An 18345-nucleotide genomic window follows, 5' to 3' on the forward strand; every position below is an offset into this window, starting at 1 on the left:
GCCTGTGGATAACCCACGGGCGACGGGCCGTTCGCACCTTATGCACGGAACCTCTCCCGCCGTTCGGTCGTCAACGGCCGGGAAGTGATCGGGAGTCGATCAGACGGCGGCCTTCTTCAGGCGGCGCCGCTCACGCTCGGACAGACCGCCCCAGATGCCGAACCGTTCGTCGTTGGCGAGGGCGTACTCGAGGCATTCGGAGCGGACCTCGCACGCGAGGCAGACCTTCTTGGCCTCTCTCGTCGAGCCGCCCTTCTCGGGGAAGAAGGACTCGGGATCGGTCTGGGCGCACAGCGCGCGCTCCTGCCAGCCGAGCTCCTCGTCCGCGTCGTCGACCAGCAGTTGCTGCACCAGCTCGGTCATGTGCGCCCCTCGTCCGTCTTTCGCGTCCCCGTGCGTAGCCGTAACCGTCCGGCTGAACGACACGAGTGAAATTACAAGTGTGCTGCTCCGGGCGAGTCAAGCCGAGATCTGCTATTGAGCCCGTTATTCACTCTGCGGAACCAAGGCCGTGCGGTAAGTGTTCAAATCGCCATAAACCTTGACGCGCGTGCGGGCCCGGAAGGACGGCGGACCTCGCACACCTCTGTACGAGGAGAGACGCCCTCGTGTTCGTCCCCGTTCCGCGTGGCGTGGGCACGCGGTCCGCGCTCGACACCCGGATGTGCCCCATGTGTCCCGGCCGTCGGATGAACAAACCTTTCACCTCGCAGATGAACCGGATGAGGTGAAACATGTCCCACATTCCGGGCATCGAGTTGACATCGCTGGTGTGAGCCGCTGTCCTGGTGGGCATGTTCGCGAACTTGGCGCTCACCTCGACCCGCACCGGCGGGTCCTTCGGTGCTGCCCTCGTCCGCCGCAGCTGTTGCTGTTGTCCCAGCTGTTGAGCCCACCGCGCTCCAGCTGACACCGGACCCATCCCGGACCGGTCGCCTCTCCCCGTCCTGACACCCGCTCCAGGACACCCCGCACGCCCGCGATCCGGGCGGCCCCGCGTGCACCTTCCGCCCCCACTCCTCTTCCGAGGGACCACAGCACCCCCATGAACAGCGACAACGACCTCCAGATCGCCGGCGACATCCTCGAAGTGCCGCATCTGCTCCAGCCGCCCCGTGAACACCCGGTGACCGTCGCCGAGTTCGCCGGGCTCGCCCGCGCCGTCGCCGCCGACCGCGCCCAGTGGGCCCATCTGGTCCGCTACGACGCCACGACCCGCTGGTACCACCGGCTGCGCACCGGGCCCGGTTACGAGGTCTGGCTCCTGTCCTGGGTGCCGGGCCAGGGCAGCGGGCTCCACGACCACGGCCGCTCCTCCGGTGTCCTCACCGTCCTGGAGGGCAGCCTGACCGAACGCACCGAGCGCGGCACGCGGGCGCTCGCGGCGGGGGCGCAGCGGGTCTTCGCGCCCGGATACGTGCACGAGGTGGTCAACGACTCCCTGGAGCCCGCGGTCAGCCTGCACATCTATTACCCGGGCCTCACCGCGATGCCGATGCACACGTCGGCCCACGGCGAGGCGCACGGCGAGCCGCGGGCCGAGCCGTGCCCGGCCGTGGTGTGAACCACTCCCCCGGCTGAGCGCTCACGGCGGCTGACAGACTGTGGTCATGCGCATTGTGGTTCTGGCAGGCGGCATCGGCGGTGCCCGGTTTCTGCGCGGCCTCAAGAAGGCCGCCCCGGACGCGGACATCACGGTCATCGGCAACACCGGCGACGACATCCATCTCTTCGGTCTGAAGGTCTGTCCGGACCTCGACACCGTGATGTACACGCTCGGCGGCGGCATCAACGAGGAACAGGGCTGGGGCCGGGAGGACGAGAGCTTCCGGGTCAAGGAGGAGCTGGCTGCCTACGGCGCCGGTCCCGGCTGGTTCGGTCTGGGCGACCGGGACTTCGCGACCCACATCGTGCGGACGCAGATGCTGGACGCCGGGTTCTCGCTGAGCGCCGTCACCGAGGCGCTGTGCGCCCGCTGGCAGCCCGGTGTGAAGCTGATCCCGATGACCGACGACCGGGTGGAGACCCACGTGGCCGTCGAGGTCGAGGGCGAGCGCAAGGCCGTCCACTTCCAGGAGTACTGGGTGCGGCTGCGCGCCTCCGTGCCCGCCGAGGCCGTCGTACCGGTCGGGGCCGAGCAGTCCAAGCCCGCGCCTGGCGTCCTGGAGGCGATCGCCGAGGCGGACGTCGTCCTCTTCCCGCCGTCCAACCCGGTCGTGTCGGTGGGCACGATCCTCGCGGTGCCCGGGATCCGGGAAGCCATCGCGGAGGCGGGCGTACCGGTGGTGGGGCTCTCCCCCATCGTCGGGGACGCGCCCGTGCGCGGGATGGCCGACAAGGTGCTCGCGGCGGTCGGCGTGGAGTCGACGGCGGCGGCCGTGGCCGCGCACTACGGCTCGGGCCTCCTTGACGGCTGGCTGGTCGACACCGTCGACGCGGGCGCGGTCGAACAGGTGGAGGCGGACGGCATCCGCTGCCGGGCCGTACCGCTGATGATGACCGATGAGGAGACGGCCGCCGCCATGGCACGCGAGGCGCTGGCGCTGGCCGAGGAGGTGCGGGCCGCGTGACCCCGAGCGAGTACCGCGTCTGGGCCCCCGAGGGGCTGCCGGAGGTGGCGCCGGGCGACGATCTGGCCAAGCTGATCGCGGGCGCCGAACCGGGGCTCGCCGACGGGGACGTCCTGCTCGTCACCTCCAAGATCGTGTCCAAGGCCGAGGGCCGGATCGTGGAGGCCGCCGACCGTGAGGCCGCGATCGACGCCGAGACGGTCCGGGTGGTGGCCCGGCGCGGTCCGCTGCGCATCGTGGAGAACCGGCAGGGCCTGGTCATGGCCGCCGCCGGGGTCGACGCGTCCAACACGCCCGGGGGCACCGTCCTGCTGCTCCCCGAGGACCCGGACGCCTCCGCGCGCGCGATCCGCGAGGGCCTGCGGGCGGCGCTCGGTGTGGAGGTGGGCGTGGTCGTCACCGACACCTTCGGGCGGCCGTGGCGCGCGGGCCTGACCGACGTGGCGATCGGCGCCGCCGGGGTGCGGGTCCTGGACGACCTGCGCGGCGGCACCGACGCGCACGGCAACCCGCTCTCCGCCACCGTCGTCGCCACCGCCGACGAACTCGCCGCGGCGGGCGACCTGGTCAAGGGCAAGGCCGCCGGGCGCCCGGTGGCCGTCCTGCGCGGCCTGCCGCACGTGGTGACGGGCCCGGACGAGAACGGCGCGGACGAGAACGGCGCGGGCGCGCGGGCGCTGGTGCGCTCCGCGCGCGACGACATGTTCCGGCTCGGCACCTCCGAGGCGGTACGCGAGGCGGTGACCCAGCGGCGCACGGTACGGGCCTTCACCGACGAGCCGGTGGACCCGGGCGCCGTCCGCCGCGCGGTGGCCGCCGCCGTGACCGCGCCCGCGCCGCACCACACCACGCCCTGGCGGTTCGTGCTCCTGGAGTCGGCCGAGTCCCGGCTGCGGCTGCTCGACGCGATGCGGGACGCCTGGATCGCGGACCTGCGCCGGGACGGCAAGAGCGAGGAGTCCATCGCCAAGCGGGTCCGCCGGGGCGACGTGCTGCGCAACGCGCCGTATCTGGTCGTGCCGTGCCTCGTCATGGACGGCTCGCACACCTACGGCGACGCGCGGCGCGACGGTGCCGAGCGGGAGATGTTCGTGGTCGCCATGGGCGCGGGCGTGCAGAACCTGCTGGTCGCGCTGGCCGGGGAGCGGCTGGGCTCGGCCTGGGTGTCGTCCACCATGTTCTGCCGGGACGTCGTGCGCGAGGTGCTGGAGCTGCCCGCCGACTGGTCCCCGATGGGCGCGGTCGCGGTCGGCCACCCGGCCCAGGACCCGGCCGCGCGCCCGGCGCGGGACGCGGGGACCTTCATCGAGGTGCGCTGAAGGGGGGCGGGGGCTGCCCTAGTCTCGTAGGGCAGCCCCCGCCCCCTCCGCATCCCTAGGACCTCATCCGTGGCAGGACGTTTCGCTCCCCGGCCCGTGCCGCGTACGACCGTGCGCGGCGGGGAGGCGCCGGTGTCCGCCGCGCTGCCCGGGCAGGCGACCGCGCCCCGCACCCGCACCTGGGTGCCGGACGGGCCGCTGGATCTCGGTCTGGTACTCGGGCCGCTGCGGCGCGGGCCCGCCGACCCGATGTTCCGGGCGACGCGCGACGGGTCGGTGTGGCGGGCCTGCCGTACGCCCGCCGGTGCGGGCACGCTGCGGGTGTCCGCGCGGGGCGGCGAGGTGTGCGGTGAGGCGTGGGGCCCCGGCGCCGAGTGGCTGCTCGACCGGCTGCCCGAGCTGCTGGGCGCCGCCGACGACCCCGGGGCGTTCGAACCCCGGCACCGGATCGTGGCCCTGGCCCGGCACCGGCGCCCCGGGCTGCGGCTGACCCGCACCGGGCTCGTGCTGGAGTCGCTGATCCCCTCGGTCCTGGAGCAGAAGGTCACGACCGACGAGGCGTACCGGGCCTGGCGGCTGCTGGTGCGCCGGTTCGGGGAGCCCGCGCCGGGCCCCGCCGGTACGGGCGAGCGCCCGATGTGGGTCATGCCCGCGCCCCGGACCTGGGCGCTGATCCCCTCCTGGGAGTGGCACCGCGCGGGTGTCGACGACAAGCGCGCCTCGACGATCCTGCGCGCGGTACGGGTCGCTGCGCGCCTTGAGCGAGTTACGGCCCTGCCTGCCGCCGAGGCGCGGGGCCTTCTGGAGGTCGTGCCCGGCATCGGGCCCTGGACCTCGGCGGAGGTGGTTCAGCGCAGCCATGGTGCCGCCGACGAGGTGACCGTCGGCGACCTGCATCTTCCCCGCATCGTCGGGTGGGCGCTGGCGGGGGATCGTGACGCCGACGACTCGGTGATGCTGCGCTTGCTCGAGCCGTATGCTCCGCAGGGGCAGCGGCATCGGGCGGCTCGGTTGATTCTGCTGAGCGGGAGTGTGCCGGCTCGGCGGACGCCGAAGATGCCTCGGGTGGACATCGGGCGGTTGTAGGGCTTGGGGCTGCGCCCCGTTCGGGGCTTCGCCGTCGGGGTTCTGAAGAGTGCCGGGTGCGGGTGCTTCGTGGCTTGTCGCGCAGTTCCCCGCGCCCCCTTCGGGACGTGCCCCTTGTTCGCCCCAGTCCCCCTACATGTCGGACGAGAAGCGCACCGCGCCCGCCGGGATCTGCGCCCCGCACCACACCCGGACCCCGTCGCGCAGTTCGTTGTCCGGGCCGACCACCGCTCCGTCGCCGACCACCGCCCCGGTCACCACGGAGCGCTCGCCCACCCGGGCCCGTGAGCCGATGAGCGAGTCGGTGATCACCGCGCCCGCCTCGACGACCGCACCCGGCAGGATCGCCGAGCCGGACACCCGCGCGCCCTCCGCGACGAAGGCGCCCTCGCCCACCACCGTGCCGCCGGTCAGCTTGGCGTCGGGGGCCACCGTGGCCGTGGGGAGGATCAGGCGGTCGCCGCGGCGGCCCGGGACGGCCGGGGAGGGGGCGCGGCCCAGAACCAGGTCGGCCGAGCCGCGGACGAAGGCGGCCGGGGTGCCGAGGTCGAGCCAGTAGGTGGAGTCGACCATGCCCTGGAGGTGGGCCCCGGCGGCAAGGAGTCCGGGGAAGGTCTCGCGCTCGACGGAGACGGGGCGGCCCGCCGGGATCGCGTCGATGACGGAGCGCCGGAAGACGTAGGCGCCCGCGTTGATCTGGTCGGTGACGATCTCCTCGGGGGTCTGCGGCTTCTCCAGGAAGGCCAGCACCCGGCCGGTGTCGTCGGTGGGGACCAGGCCGTACGCCCTCGGGTCGGTCACCTTGGTCAGGTGGAGAGAGACGTCCGCGCCGGTGGACTCGTGGGTGTCCACCAGGGCCCGGATGTCGAGGCCGGTGAGGATGTCGCCGTTGAAGACGAGGACCGGCTCGTCGGGGCCCGAGTGCAGCCGCGCGGCGACGTTGCGCAGCGCGCCGCCCGTGCCGAGGGGTTCCCGCTCGGTGACGTACTCGATGTGCAGGCCGAGCGCGGAGCCGTCGCCGAAGTACGGCTCGAAGACCTCGGCGAGATAGCTCGTGGCGAGGACGATGTGCTCGACGCCCGCCGCTCTGGCCCGGGCCAGCTGGTGGGTGAGGAACGGCACCCCGGCCGCCGGGACCATGGGCTTGGGCGTGTGCACCGTCAGCGGTCGCAGCCGGGTGCCCTTGCCGCCGACCAGGAGGATCGCTTCTGTCACCTGTCGTCTCTGCTTCCTGCCGGGACCGCCAAAACGTCTCGTTTCGGCCGGCCAGTGTATGCAGACCGTGCGACGGTGCCCCGGGTGGCCGCGCGGTGTTCCCCTGGATCGGCGTGCGGTCTTCCCCCGGCCGCACCCGCCGTCTCCCCCGCCCGCCCCCCGACGGCCGTGAACGCGCCACATTGGTCGTGCGCTCTTCCCCTACGGGTAGAGGTTGCCACCCCCGGCCCCCGGGCAACCCTGGCACCGGATCACCCCGGCACCGGACCACCCGGTGCGCACGGCCGGTGCCGCGTACTCTTGCGCGGGTGACTGCCACCGATCGCACCCCCGCCGACCTGCTGCGTTCCGCGCTCGCCGCGGACGCGGGCCGCCCCCTGGTGACGTACTACGACGACGCCACGGGCGAACGTGTCGAGTTGTCCGTGGCCACCTTCGCCAACTGGGTGGCCAAGACCGCCAATCTGCTCCAGGGCGAGCTGTCCGCCGGACCCGGTGACCGGGTGGCGCTGCTGCTGCCCGCGCACTGGCAGACGGCCGTATGGCTGCTGGCCTGTGCGTCGGTGGGCGCGGTGGCCGACGTGGACGGCGACGCCGCCGCGGCCGACGTGGTGGTCAGCGGCCCGGACTCCCTCGAGGCGGCGCGGGCGTGCCAAGGCGAGCGGGTCGCCATGGCGCTGCGCCCGCTGGGCGGCCGGTTCCCCGTGGTCCCGGACGGCTTCCTCGACTACGCGGCCGAAGTCCCGGGCCAGGGCGACCGGTTCGCGCCCTTCGCGCCCGTGGACCCGGAGGCGCCCGCGCTGATCGTGGCCGGGGCGGAGTTCAGCGCGGCCGAGGTCGTCGAGCGGGCCCGCGCGGCGGCACCCGCGCTGGATCTGACCGGGCCGGGCTCCCGGCTGCTGTCGGGGCTGCCGTACGACACCTGGGAGGGGCTGAGCGCGGGTCTGTACGCGCCGCTGGCCGCCGGTGGTTCGGTGGTGCTGTGCCGCAACCTGGACCGGCTGGACGCCGACGCGCTGGCCAAGCGCATCGAGGCCGAACGGGTCACGGCCACGCGCCACTGATCCACCGGCCGCGTCCTCACCCGTCCGGCGCAGCAAAGGGCGGCCCGGGGCCCGTATCGCCGCCATGGTCGTAGAAGAGGGATGTGACGCTCGTACGCCATGGATCGGGGTGGACCTGACGTGCCCGACAGCGCAGGCAGGCCACCCGCTCCCGGCCCCGGGTCCTCGGCCACCGGGGACGGGCTGGCCCGGCGGCGCAGGCGCCGGTGGGTCAGGGGTACGGCGCTGGGCTCGGCCGCGCTGCTGCTGGCGGCGGCCGGAGCGGGCTGGGCCGTCTACGACCGGCTCAGTTCCAACATCACCCCCGACGACGCGGCGGCCCGCGAGCTGGCCCGCTACGAACGCGAGCGGCCCACCGCGCTGGTGAAGGACGCGCAGAACATCCTGCTGATCGGGTCCGACACCCGGGCCGGGGACAACGGCGCCTACGGGCGCGACACGGGCAGCGCGCGGGCCGACACCACGATCCTGCTGCATCTGGCCGCCGACCGGCGCAGCGCCACCGCCGTCTCGCTGCCCCGCGATCTGATGGTGCACGTCCCCGAGTGCGTGAGCGCGGACGGGGGCCGTACCGAGCCGGTGTTCGCGATGCTCAACCGCGCCTTCCAGCTGGGTGGTTCGGCCTGCACGATCCGTACCGTCGAGGAGCTGACCGGCATCCGCGTGGACCATCACATGGTCGTGGACTTCAGCGGGTTCAAGGAGATGGTGGACGCCGTCGACGGGGTGCGGGTGTGTCTGAAGGAGCCCGTCGACGACAAGGCGGCCAAGCTCAAGCTGCCCGCGGGCGCGGTGACCCTCGACGGGGAGCAGGCGCTCGGCTATGTACGCGCCCGCAAGACCCTCGGCGACGGCAGCGACACCGACCGGATGGAGCGCCAGCAGCTCTTCCTCGGCGCGCTGGTCGACAAGGTGCGCGGCAGCGACGTGCTGCTGAACCCGGTGAAGCTCTATCCGGTGCTGGACGCGGCGACCTCCGCGCTCACCACGGACCCGGAACTGGCCAATCTGCGGGGTTTGTACCAGTTGGTGCGCGGGATGCGTGACATCCCCACCGAACATGTGCAGTTCCTGACGGTTCCCCGCGAGGCGTACGTCTACGACTCCAATCGCGACCAGCTCGTGGAGCCGGACGCCGGGCGCCTCTTCGCGCGACTGCGGGCGGATCGGCCCGTCGCGGTGGCCAAGGACACTTCGCCTGAAAACACCGGTAATGCCCATCAGCAAGGCTCCACGAACGACCCTTCTCCGGTACCGACTTTTCACGGGAACACGGCCGCCGAACGGGCCTGTGAGTAATGCGCGCACCAAAACGGCGAACTTTTGTTCAGGAATATGGGCGGGATTGCCCGGTTGTAGGAACGTGGAATTTGTCACGCCCGTCGCCCGACGCTGAACTGGGCGGATAGTGTGAGCGATCCGATGCACCCGGCCCCTCGGTTCAGGCCCTGAGGCCGTGCGTCGATTCACCGAGACCCGAGCGCCTACGAGGGGGAAGGCGCCGCGTGGCCCCGACGGAGGATTCGGACAACCGTGGACGCGCAAAGCCGTGGGCGGGCGGACAACATCGACCCCGCAGACCAGTGGGTGCTCAATCCGAACACCGGCGAATACGAACTGCGACTAAATCCTTCCGGAGCGCAATCACCGGTTCCCGGTCCGCGGAGGTCCGCCCCCCGTGACAACGGCGCCGCGCCCCCGCGCCGGCGGGGCGACGCCCCGCCCCGGGAGCCCCGTGAGCGCGAGGCGGAGGTCCCGCAGCAGCCGCGTCGGCGCCGGGGGGCCGAGCCCGAGCCGGAGCCGCAGGGACGGCGCGGCAGCCGACGGCCGCCGCAGAAGCCCAAGAAGTCGAAGGCGAAGAAGATACTCGCCTGGACGGGCGGCAGCATGGCGCTCGTCCTGGTCGCCGTGGGCTCGGCGGGCTACTTCTATCTGAAGCACCTGGAAGGCAACGTCGCCACGACCGACGTCGGCAGCGTGGCCAAGAAGGGCTTCAGCAAGGACGACGCCTTCAACATCCTGATCATCGGTACGGACAAGCGCACCGGCAAGGGCAACGAGGGCTACGGCGACAAGAACAGCGTCGGCCACGCGGACACCAACATCCTGCTGCACGTCGCCAAGGACCGTACGAACGCGACCGCGCTGAGCATCCCGCGCGACCTGATCGTGGACATTCCGGACTGCAAGACCGTCGAGCCCGACGGCAAGGAAGACATCATCAGCGGCACCGACCAGCACCGCTTCAACGAGAGCCTCGGTCAGGAGGGCCGCAACGCGGGCTGCACGATGCAGACCGTGCAGGCCGTCACCGGCATCCGGCCCGACCACTTCATGATGGTCGACTTCAACGCGGTGAAGACGCTGACCACGGCGGTGGGCGGTGTCGAGGTGTGCCTGGCGCACGCGGTGGACGACCGGGACTCGCACCTCAAGCTGCCCGCCGGAAAGTCGAACGTCGAGGGCGAGCAGGCGCTGGCCTTCGTCCGCACCCGGCACAGCTTCGGCAACCAGGGCGACCTGGACCGCATCAAGGTGCAGCAGCAGTTCATGGGGTCGCTGATGCGCAAGATGTCCTCCAGCGACACCCTGACCAACCCGGCCAAGCTGCTGGACCTGGCGGAGGCCGCCACGAAGGCGCTCACCGTCGACCAGGGCATCAAGTCCGTGAGCACGCTCAAGGACATCGCCCTGGAGATGAAGAAGGTCCCGCCGAAGAACATCACCTTCCTGACCGTGCCGGTGAAGGACAACCCGGCGGACGGCGTCATCCACAAGACCGTGATCGTCGACCCGGTCGCGGCTCCCCCGATCTTCGACGCCATCAACAACGACGTCTCCTTCACGGACGTCAAAAAGAAGAAGAAGGCCGCCAAGGACGCCCAGGCCGCCCGGCTCAAGGGCAGCCGGTCGGCCGCCTCCGACGTACGGGTGCGCATCCTCAACGGCGGCGCACAGGCGGGCAGTGCGCAGGCGACCCTCCAGTGGATGCAGACCGACAAGGGCATCCTCAAGTCGGAGAACGCGGGCAACGCCCCGGCCGAGCTGAGCAGGACCACTCTGGAGTACGCGCCCGACCAGGCGTCCCAGGCGCGTGAACTGGCCGCGCTCATGGGCCTGTCGGGCTCCGCGCTCAAGCCGGGCAAGAGTGTGACCAACAGCCAGGGGCTGCCCGCGATGACGCTGACCCTCGGCAAGGACTTCAAGGGCGCGGGCGTCTCGATGACCGCCCCGTCGAAGGCGCCGGAGGTCGCGGAAAAGTCGACGGCCGACAAGGCGCAGTGTGCCTCGTAGGCAACACATCGTGACGAACGGTTCGTAGGTAACGGTTCGGGCCCGTCGTGCGTCTATAAGGACGCGGGACGGGCCCGTTTGCTTGGTGCGGTACAGGAGGCGGGGGAGTTGGCGCAGAGCGGCATACGGGGGAAGGCCGGTCCGGAGGAGGCGGCGACGGCCGCACCGGGCGGCCGGGGCCCTTCAGGCGGCGGACGAGGGGCCCGGCGGCAGCGCGGGCGCGGGCGGCGGGTGCTGCGCTGGGCGGTGATCGTGCTGGCCCTGGCGATACTCGGGTCGGCGGGGGCCGGCTATCTCTACTATCAGCACCTCAACGGCAACATCACCAAGGGCAGCAGGATCAGCGGCGACGACTCCAAGGTGCGCCGCGCCCAGCCGGACGCGGCGGGCCGTACCCCGCTGAACATCCTGCTCATCGGCTCCGACAGCCGTAACTCCGCCGAGAACGTCAAGCTCGGCGGCAGCAAGGACAACCGGGGCAACCCGCCCCTCGGCGACGTGCAGATGCTCATCCACCTCTCGGCGGACCGCAAGAGCGCCGCCATGGTGAGCATCCCGCGCGACACCCGCGTGGCGATCCCCAAGTGCGTGGACCCCGGCACCAAGCGGGTCTACCCGCCCACCGAGGACATCATCAACACCACGCTGGCCCGGGGCGGCGCGGGCTGCACGCTGGCCACCTGGGAGAAGCTGACCGGCGTCTACATCGACCACTGGATGACCATCGACTTCGCCGGTGTGGTGCGGATGGCCGACGCGGTGGGCGGGGTCGAGGTGTGCGTGAACCAGAACGTCTGGGACCACTCGACGCCCGCCCAGCGCGGCGGCTCAGGACTGAAGCTGAAGGCCGGTCACCGCAAGGTGAAGGGCGTACAGGCACTCCAGTGGCTGCGCACCCGGCACGCCTGGGGCAGCGACGTGATGCGCGCCCGCGCCCAGCACATGTATCTCAACTCGATGATCCGCACGCTCAAGGGACAGAACGTCTTCACCGACAGCGGGCGGCTGATGGACCTGGCCGAGGCGGCCACCAAGTCCCTGACGGTGTCCCAGGAGATCGGCACGGTCAAGAAGCTCTACGACCTCGGCACCCAGCTGAAGGCCGTCCCGGCGAACCGGATCACCTCGGTCACCATGCCCAACGTGGAGGACCCGCTCAACAGCGAGCACGTGGTGCCGCAGCAGGCCGAGTCCGAGAAGCTGTGGGCGATGCTCCGCGACGACGTGGCGCTGGACCGCAACGGCAAGCCGTCCAAGCCCAAGTCCCCGCCCGCCAAGGACCCTTCGCTCCAGCCGTCCCAGCTCGGGGTGGTCGTGGCCAACGGCACCGGCAGCGCGACACAGGCCGCCGTGCCGGGCCGCGCGGCGGCGATCGACACGGTGCTGGCCCAGGCCGGGTACACCAGGGCGACGAAGGACACCTCGGCCGCGCTGTCCGAGGACGAGACGGTGGTGCGCTATCCGAGCGCCGACCTGGAGGGCGACGCGCAGGGCGTGGCCAAGGCGCTCGGCGTCCCGCTGGGCCAGGTGGAGCGCTCCACGGACGTCTCGGGCGTGACGGTGGTCGTCGGCGCGGACTGGCGCACCGGCACCGCGTACCCGAAGAAGTCCGCCCCGAAGGCCGGTGACATCCCCGAGGGTTCCGACGCCATCAACGGCTCGGACACCTCCGCCTGCATGGACGTGTACAAGCCCTACCAGTGGTAGGACACGCGTGAAGGGGCCCCTCCCCGCGCGACGCGAGCGGAGGGGCCCCTGCGGCCGACGTACCGTCAGCGGGCTTCGAGCACCGCCGGACGCCGCGAGGCGATGACCCGCCGCGCCAGGGACCTGGGGCTGGTCAGGAAGCCGAAGCCCCAGGACATGTGCATGGTGGCCAGGGCGAGCGGGATCTGGAGGCGGGCCTTCGGCGGGAGGCCCTTGCCCGCCGGGAGGGAGCCCGCGACGATCGCCGCGAGGTAGCCGCCGGGGATCACCAGGCCCCACGGGGTGAGCGCCACGCCCACCACGAGCCCGGCCGCGATCGCGCACACGGCGGCCGGCGGGGCGAGGTAGCGCAGGTTGATCGAGCCCTCGTGGTAGCGGGCGACGACATGGCGCCAGCGCCCGTAGTCCTTGTACTGCTTGGCGAGCGCCCTGACGCTCGGGCGGGGCCGGTACGACACCTTCAGCTCGGGCGAGAACCAGATGAGGCCGCCCGCCTCACGGATGCGGAAGTTCAGCTCCCAGTCCTGGGCGCGGATGAACTCCTCGTTGTAGCCGCCCTGCTGCTCAAGCGCCTCGCGGCGGAAGACGCCGAGGTAGACCGTCTCGGCGGGAGCGGCCTGGCCGCCGGTGTGGAAGGCGGCGTTGCCGACGCCTATCTTCGAGGTCATCGCGGCGGCGACCGCGTGCTCCCAGTCGTTCTCGCCCTCGGCGTGCATGATGCCGCCGACGTTCTGCGCGCCGGTCTCCTCCAGGAGGCGGACGGCGGTGGTGAGGTAGTTCGGCGAGAGCATCCCGTGCCCGTCGACCCGGACCACGACGGGGTGCCGGGACGCCTTGATCGCCGCGTTCAGCGCGGCGGGGGTGCGGCCGGTCGGGTTGGGGACCGTGTGCACGCGGGGGTCTTCCGCCACCAGCTCGGCCGCGATCTCGTCCGTGCGGTCCGTGGAGGGACCGAGGGCGATCACGACCTCCATCTCACCGGCGTACTCCTGCGCGAGAATCGCCTGGACGGCCCCGCGCAGATGCCGTTCCTCGTTGAGGACGGGCATGATCACAGATACAGCGGGGAGCCGCACGTCGGGCTTGGCGTTCATAAGGGCCTCACGTTACCGCGAATGGGGGACACCGGTGCGCGCCGCCGGGGCTGCGACGCGGGCTGGAGATCGTATCGGCCTACGGTTCCTACAAATCCCCGTTCGGCGCAGCCCGGAGGTGTCCCTTGCCCAGACCGCCTCGGCCCCCCTCCTCCACGGCCAAGGGCGGTGCGGCCCCTGGCCCGCAGCGCCGTCCGCAGCCGCCCGGGCGGGCGCCACGGGCGGCCCTCGTACGGCGCCGCAAGCCACGCTGGGGCATGCGGGCGGTGACCGCGCTGTCGGTGGTGGTGCTCGCCTCCGCCGGGATCGGCCACGCGCTCGTCACCGGGCTCGACTCGGGCATCGCGCGAGTGGACGCCTTCAAGGACATGAAGAACCGGCCCGCCGCGGGCCACGGCATGAACGTCCTGCTGGTCGGCACCGACGGGCGCGACAAGATCACCGAGCAGGAGCGGCAGGCGTACAAGCTGGGCGGCGCGCCCTGTCACTGCACCGACACGATCATGATCGTGCACATCTCGCAGGACCGGGACCGGGCGAGCGTGGTGAGCCTGCCGCGCGACTCGTACGCCGAGGTGCCCGCCCATGTCGACCAGACCACCGGTGAGCCGCATCACGCGCATCCCCTCAAGCTGAACGCGGCCTACGCCGAGGGCGGGCCCCAGCTGACGGTGCGCACGGTGGAGGCGATGACCCATGTGAAGATCGACCACTATCTGGAGGTCGACTTCGCGAGCTTCATGCGGACCGTGGACGTGCTCGGCGGGGTCACCGTCTGCACACCGACCCCGCTGAAGGACTCGTACACCGGGCTCGACCTCGCGCCGGGCAACCACGACCTCACCGGCGGGCAGGCGCTGCAGTACGTGCGCGCCCGGCACGTGGACGGGGCGAGCGACCTGGGGCGGATGCAGCGGCAGCAGCGGTTCATGGCCGCGCTGATCGAGCGGGCGACCTCCTCGGGGGTGCTGCTCAACCCGATGCGGTTCCGGGACGTGGCGCGGGCGGTGCTCGGGTCGGTGCGGGCGGACGCCGGGTTCGGCACGAACGAGCTGCTGGACCTCGGGCGGGCGATGCGGAACTTCTCCCCCTCGTCCTCCGAGTTCACCACGGTGCCGATCGGGCAGATGGGCTACGTCGTCAACGGCATCGGCTCGACCCTGAAGTGGGACCAGGCCAAGGCGGACCGGCTCTTCGCCGCCCTGCGCGAGGACAAGCCGCTGGCCCCGGTCCGCGCGAAGCACGCCCCCGCGGCGACCACCGTCGAGGTCGCGCCCTCCTCGATCCGGGTCCGGGTCGAGAACGGCACCGGCACGGCGGGGCTCGGCCGCAAGGTGGACGCCGCGCTCGCCTCCACCGGCTTCGCGACCACCCACCAGCCCGTCACCGGCCACCCGGTCCCCCGCACGGTCATCTCCTACGACCCCCGCTGGGACCGCTCCGCCCGCTCCCTCGCCGTCGCCCTCCCCGGCAGCGAACTCCACCCGGTCCCCGGCCAGGGCCCCGTCCTGCGCGTCACAGCGGGCCCCGACTTCAAGAACGTCCACAAGGTCAAGGGCCCGGACACGGCCCAGCCGGACTCCCCCGTGGTGCACGGGGACGAGGTGGTGTGCTCGGACAAGGTGTGAGGGCTCCGCCGGCTCGCCGGGGGGGGGAGGTTCGGCGGGGCTTGACTGGTTCGGCAGGGACCGGCGGGCCGAGCGGAGTTACGGCGACTCAGCGCGGTTCCGACGGGCCCGGCGGGTTAGGCGGGCCCGGCAGGGACTCGGCCAGGTTCCGGCGGCCCGGCAGGCCCCGCAGGAAAAGGACACGACAGGAACCGACACCGCCGAACCCCCGGAGGGGACCGTCAGTCCTCGATGCCGTCGGCCGCCCGCTGCTCCCGCAGCTCGCGGATGGCGCGGCGGCGGGCCAGGCGGTGGCTGCGGCGGGCCAGGCGGTGGCTGCGGCGGATCTGGGCTTCTTGGTGGCGGCGGCGGTCGCGTTCGGTCTCGGGGAGGACCGGGGGGACGGCGCGGGGCTTGCCGTCGGCGTCCACGGCCGTGAAGACCAGGTAGGCCGAGCCGACCTGGGTGGGGGGCGCCGACTCGTTCCAGCGCTCGGCGAGGACGCGGACGCCGATCTCCATGGAGGTGCGGCCGGTCCAGTTGACCTGGGCCTTCACATGGACCAGGTCACCCACGCGCACCGGCTCCAGGAAGGCCATCTCGTCCATGGACGCGGTGACGGCGGGGCCCCCGGAGTGCCGGCCGGCGACCGCACCCGCGGCGTCGTCGACCAGTTTCATGATCACCCCGCCGTGGACCGACCCCAGGAGGTTGGTGTCGTTGTGGGTCATGATGTGGCTGAGGGTGGTACGAGAAGCCGAGGTGGGCTTGCCCGGGATCTCCGGAAGCTCGCTCGGCGAGACCTGGTCTGTCATGTCCCCCACTTTAAGCGGAAGCCGCATTAGCGATATTTGTGTCGCCTTCGCAACAGCCCCGCTCCGATTTTCCGACAACCCTTGTAAGGCGCCTGCCCGCACCCTGCACACTTGGGCCCATGAATGACTGGCCCGAGGGATGGTCCGACGACGAACGCGGACCCCGCTACGGACGCGGCAGCACCGGCGCGCAGCCGGAAGGCGCGCGCTCGATGCGTCAGGTGAGGCGCGGCCCGGTACCCCCGGGTCAGCGCTCGTACGGCTCCCAAGGCCCCGCCGCGCCGCCGTACGGCGCCGGGGTGCCGCAGCAGCCGTCGTACGTCGACGGCCGGGGGAACGCCGGGTACGACAGCGGCTACAACACGGGCCAGGTCTACGGCGGCGGCGGTCCCGGCGGCCCGGCCGCCCCCGGCACCCGCGCTCCGCGCCCCGCCCCGAACTGGGGCCGCCGGATCAAGCTGACGACGATCACCGTGCTGAGTGTGCTGATCGTCACGTCGGTCGCGACCTACTTCTGGGCCGACTCCAAGCTGCACCGCGACGTCGACCTGTCCAAGGTGATCGACCGGCCCGCCGAGGGCGAGGGCACGAACTATCTGATCGTCGGCTCCGACAGCCGCAAGGGCATGTCGGACGAGGAGAAGAAGAAGCTGCACACCGGCTCCGCCGAGGGCCAGCGCACCGACTCGATGATGATCCTGCACGTCGGCTCGAACGGCGACACCCTCATATCCCTGCCGCGCGACTCGAACGTCACGATCCCGAGCTTCAAGGGCTCGGACTCCGGCAAGCTCTACCCGGCCTCCGGCACCACCAAGCTGAACGCGGCGTACGCCAAGGACGGCCCCACGCTCCTGGTCCGCACGGTCGAGTACAACACCGGCCTGCACATCGACCACTACGTCGAGATCGGCTTCGCGGGCTTCGCCAGCATCGTGGACGCCGTCGGCGGGGTGGAGATGAACCTCGACCAGGGCTTCAAGGACAAGTACTCCGGCGCCGACTTCAAGGCGGGCAAGCAGACCCTCAACGGCGAGCAGGCCCTCGCCTTCGTCCGCACCCGGCACGCCTTCGCGGCCTCCGACCTCCAGCGCACCAAGAACCAGCAGAAGTTCCTCTCCGCGCTGTCCCACCAGGTGGCCACCCCGTCCACCGTCCTGAACCCCTTCAAGCTCTACCCGACCATGAGCGCGGGCCTGGACTCCCTCACGGTCGACAAGGACATGAGCCTGTGGGACCTGGCCTCCATGTTCTGGGCCATGAAGGGCGTCAGCGGCGGCGACGGCACCTCCATGAACATGCCCGTCTCCGGCTCGGTCGGCGGCAACCTCGTCTGGGACAAGGCGAAGGTCCAGACCCTGGTGAACGAGCTGAAGAACGACGAGAAGGTGACGGTCACGGGCAACTGAGCCCCTGACGCACGAGAGGTGCCTGCCCGCGTGACGGGGAGGCACCTTTCGCGTATCCGGGCGATGTCAGCACGCGCACAGACAGAACGGATGCCCCGCCGGGTCCGCGTAGACCCGCCACGTGCGGTCGGTGTCCTCCGTGTCCAGGGGCTTCGCGCCGAGCGAGAGCGCGTGCTTCTCGGACGTGTTCAGGTCCTCCACCGTCAGGTCCAGGTGGAACTGCTGGGAGGCGTCCGGGGCGGGCCAGGCCGGCGGGACGTGGCCGGGGGCCCGCTGGAAGGCGAGGGTGGGCCCGGCGGGGGTCTTGAGGTCGATCCAGGTGTCGTCGCCCTCCGGGGTGCCGCCGAGGAGGCCCGCGTAGAAGGCGGCCAGGGCGTGCGGGTCGGGGCAGTCCAGAACGATCGCGCCCAGTGTGGCGAGGGGCATGGCTTCCTCCTCGAACATGGTTACCCATAGGGTCGGGCAACCGGTAACGGTTACCTCATGCTCCCGCAATGGAGGTAACGTCGCAAGCATGAGTGACAGATCGGCCGCCCCCGGGAACCTGGTCCTGGTGGAGTCCCTGGTCAACAGCCTGGACATCGAGAGCGGCCGCGACCTGCTCGACACGGAGGAGGGCCGCGCGCGCCTCGGGATCGGCCCGGAGGACGTGGCGGACGCCCGCAGGCTGCGCGAGTCCCTGCGCGCCGCCCTGCTCGCACACGCCGGGCACCGGCCGCACCGTACGGTGACCCCGCTCGGCGACCTGCTCGCGCACGCCCCGCTGCACCTCGCCGTGGACGACACCGACGGCTCCGCCCGCCTCACCCCCGCCGACCCGGCCCCGCTGCTCTCCCGCGTCGCCGCCGCCGTCGCCGAGGCGCTGGTCGCGGGCACCTGGCAGCGGCTCAAGGCGTGCGAGGCGCCCGACTGCCACTGGGCGTACTACGACCGCAGCCCGGCCGGACGCGGGCGCTGGTGCTCGATGCAGGTGTGCGGGGCCCGCGCGAAGATGCGGCGCTACCGGGCCAAGGACGCCAAGGACGCCAAAAGCACCAAGGACGCCGACGCCACCGAAAAGGCCGACGGCACCACCCCGCACACCAAGGGCAGGTAAGGGCCCGGGGGTTGCGCGGCCACGCTCGCGCCCCGTGGTGCACAATGCGCACAGACGCCGGTTCGGCCG

The 18345-nt window shown here is 71.9% G+C and carries 16 protein-coding genes; 11 read left to right on the forward strand and 5 right to left on the reverse strand.

The genetic code is table 11. From position 1 onward, the window contains the following. Positions 1-99: 99 nt before the first annotated feature. Complete coding sequence (locus B079_RS0122305; RefSeq protein WP_003975777.1) at positions 100-363, reverse strand: WhiB family transcriptional regulator; 264 nt, start codon at positions 361-363, stop codon at positions 100-102. 682 nt (positions 364-1045) lie between these two features. Between B079_RS0122305 and B079_RS0122310 the strand changes: the two genes are divergently transcribed. The 4 genes from B079_RS0122310 (at position 1046) to B079_RS0122325 (ending at position 4975) form a co-directional block, all read left to right on the forward strand. Continuing rightward, positions 1046-1564, forward strand: coding sequence for a cysteine dioxygenase (locus B079_RS0122310; protein ID WP_018548062.1), 519 nt, complete (start codon positions 1046-1048; stop codon positions 1562-1564). A 46-nt stretch (positions 1565-1610) separates the two neighbouring features. Continuing rightward, positions 1611-2570 carry a 2-phospho-L-lactate transferase gene (cofD, locus tag B079_RS0122315; RefSeq protein WP_018548063.1) on the forward strand — a complete coding sequence of 320 codons (960 nt, stop codon included), beginning with the start codon at positions 1611-1613 and terminating at the stop codon, positions 2568-2570. Beyond that, the gene (locus B079_RS0122320; protein WP_018548064.1) at positions 2567-3889 is read left to right on the forward strand and encodes a coenzyme F420-0:L-glutamate ligase; all 1323 of its coding nucleotides are present in this window, start codon (positions 2567-2569) and stop codon (positions 3887-3889) included. Before cofD ends, B079_RS0122320 begins: the two co-directional genes overlap by 4 nt. Before the next feature lie 69 nt (positions 3890-3958). Beyond that, the gene (locus tag B079_RS0122325) at positions 3959-4975 is read left to right on the forward strand and encodes a DNA-3-methyladenine glycosylase family protein (protein ID WP_026248946.1); all 1017 of its coding nucleotides are present in this window, start codon (positions 3959-3961) and stop codon (positions 4973-4975) included. A 132-nt stretch (positions 4976-5107) separates the two neighbouring features. On the opposite strand, the gene B079_RS0122330 is transcribed toward B079_RS0122325, so the two are convergent. Then, a complete protein-coding gene (locus tag B079_RS0122330) occupies positions 5108-6190 on the reverse strand; it encodes a sugar phosphate nucleotidyltransferase (RefSeq protein WP_018548066.1) in 1083 nt (360 codons plus the stop codon). A gap of 308 nt (positions 6191-6498) precedes the next feature. Between B079_RS0122330 and B079_RS0122335 the strand changes: the two genes are divergently transcribed. The 4 genes from B079_RS0122335 (at position 6499) to B079_RS0122350 (ending at position 12255) form a co-directional block, all read left to right on the forward strand. Continuing rightward, positions 6499-7254, forward strand: a complete 756-nt coding sequence (locus tag B079_RS0122335) for a TIGR03089 family protein (protein ID WP_018548067.1) — start codon at positions 6499-6501, stop codon at positions 7252-7254. A 120-nt stretch (positions 7255-7374) separates the two neighbouring features. After that, positions 7375-8553, forward strand: coding sequence for an LCP family protein (locus tag B079_RS0122340; protein WP_018548068.1), 1179 nt, complete (start codon positions 7375-7377; stop codon positions 8551-8553). A 234-nt stretch (positions 8554-8787) separates the two neighbouring features. Next, positions 8788-10548, forward strand: coding sequence for an LCP family protein (locus B079_RS0122345; protein ID WP_026248947.1), 1761 nt, complete (start codon positions 8788-8790; stop codon positions 10546-10548). A gap of 108 nt (positions 10549-10656) precedes the next feature. Continuing rightward, entirely contained in the window at positions 10657-12255 is a 1599-nt protein-coding gene (locus B079_RS0122350) for an LCP family protein (RefSeq protein ID WP_026248948.1), read from the forward strand. A 65-nt stretch (positions 12256-12320) separates the two neighbouring features. Here the strand turns inward: B079_RS0122350 and B079_RS0122355 are convergent, their stop codons facing one another. Continuing rightward, complete coding sequence (locus tag B079_RS0122355) at positions 12321-13349, reverse strand: glycosyltransferase family 2 protein (protein WP_018548071.1); 1029 nt, start codon at positions 13347-13349, stop codon at positions 12321-12323. 257 nt (positions 13350-13606) lie between these two features. Here B079_RS0122355 and B079_RS0122360 point away from each other — a divergent pair, with 257 nt between their 5' ends. Next, on the forward strand, positions 13607-14977 hold the full coding sequence (locus tag B079_RS0122360) for an LCP family protein (RefSeq protein WP_018548072.1): 1371 nt from the start codon (positions 13607-13609) through the stop codon (positions 14975-14977). A gap of 221 nt (positions 14978-15198) precedes the next feature. On the opposite strand, the gene B079_RS0122365 is transcribed toward B079_RS0122360, so the two are convergent. Next, entirely contained in the window at positions 15199-15771 is a 573-nt protein-coding gene (locus tag B079_RS0122365; protein WP_018548073.1) for an acyl-CoA thioesterase, read from the reverse strand. Between the two features lie 119 nt (positions 15772-15890). On the opposite strand from B079_RS0122365, the gene B079_RS0122370 reads away from it, so the two are divergent. Continuing rightward, positions 15891-17180 carry an LCP family protein gene (locus B079_RS0122370; RefSeq protein WP_018548074.1) on the forward strand — a complete coding sequence of 430 codons (1290 nt, stop codon included), beginning with the start codon at positions 15891-15893 and terminating at the stop codon, positions 17178-17180. A 66-nt stretch (positions 17181-17246) separates the two neighbouring features. Here the strand turns inward: B079_RS0122370 and B079_RS0122375 are convergent, their stop codons facing one another. Continuing rightward, positions 17247-17606, reverse strand: coding sequence for a VOC family protein (locus tag B079_RS0122375; RefSeq protein ID WP_026248949.1), 360 nt, complete (start codon positions 17604-17606; stop codon positions 17247-17249). Positions 17607-17694: 88 nt separating this feature from the next. On the opposite strand from B079_RS0122375, the gene B079_RS32580 reads away from it, so the two are divergent. Beyond that, a complete protein-coding gene (locus B079_RS32580) occupies positions 17695-18276 on the forward strand; it encodes a CGNR zinc finger domain-containing protein (protein ID WP_018548076.1) in 582 nt (193 codons plus the stop codon). Positions 18277-18345: the final 69 nt, after the last annotated feature.

The sequence above is a fragment of the Streptomyces sp. LaPpAH-108 genome, from assembly GCF_000373625.1.
Classification (GTDB): Bacteria; Actinomycetota; Actinomycetes; order Streptomycetales; family Streptomycetaceae; genus Streptomyces.

Bases quoted from the DNA above. Each gene is read 5' to 3' on its own strand.
- B079_RS0122375 (WP_026248949.1), bottom strand. From the start codon at position 17,606: ATGCCCCTCGCCACACTGGGCGCGATCGTTCTGGACTGCCCCGACCCG.
- B079_RS0122305 (WP_003975777.1), bottom strand. From the start codon at position 363: ATGACCGAGCTGGTGCAGCAACTGCTGGTCGACGACGCGGACGAGGAG.
- cofD (WP_018548063.1), top strand. From the start codon at position 1,611: ATGCGCATTGTGGTTCTGGCAGGCGGCATCGGCGGTGCCCGGTTTCTG.
- B079_RS0122370 (WP_018548074.1), top strand. From the start codon at position 15,891: ATGAATGACTGGCCCGAGGGATGGTCCGACGACGAACGCGGACCCCGC.
- B079_RS0122310 (WP_018548062.1), top strand. From the start codon at position 1,046: ATGAACAGCGACAACGACCTCCAGATCGCCGGCGACATCCTCGAAGTG.
- B079_RS0122355 (WP_018548071.1), bottom strand. From the start codon at position 13,349: ATGAACGCCAAGCCCGACGTGCGGCTCCCCGCTGTATCTGTGATCATG.
- B079_RS0122360 (WP_018548072.1), top strand. From the start codon at position 13,607: ATGCGGGCGGTGACCGCGCTGTCGGTGGTGGTGCTCGCCTCCGCCGGG.
- B079_RS32580 (WP_018548076.1), top strand. From the start codon at position 17,695: ATGAGTGACAGATCGGCCGCCCCCGGGAACCTGGTCCTGGTGGAGTCC.
- B079_RS0122365 (WP_018548073.1), bottom strand. From the start codon at position 15,771: ATGACAGACCAGGTCTCGCCGAGCGAGCTTCCGGAGATCCCGGGCAAG.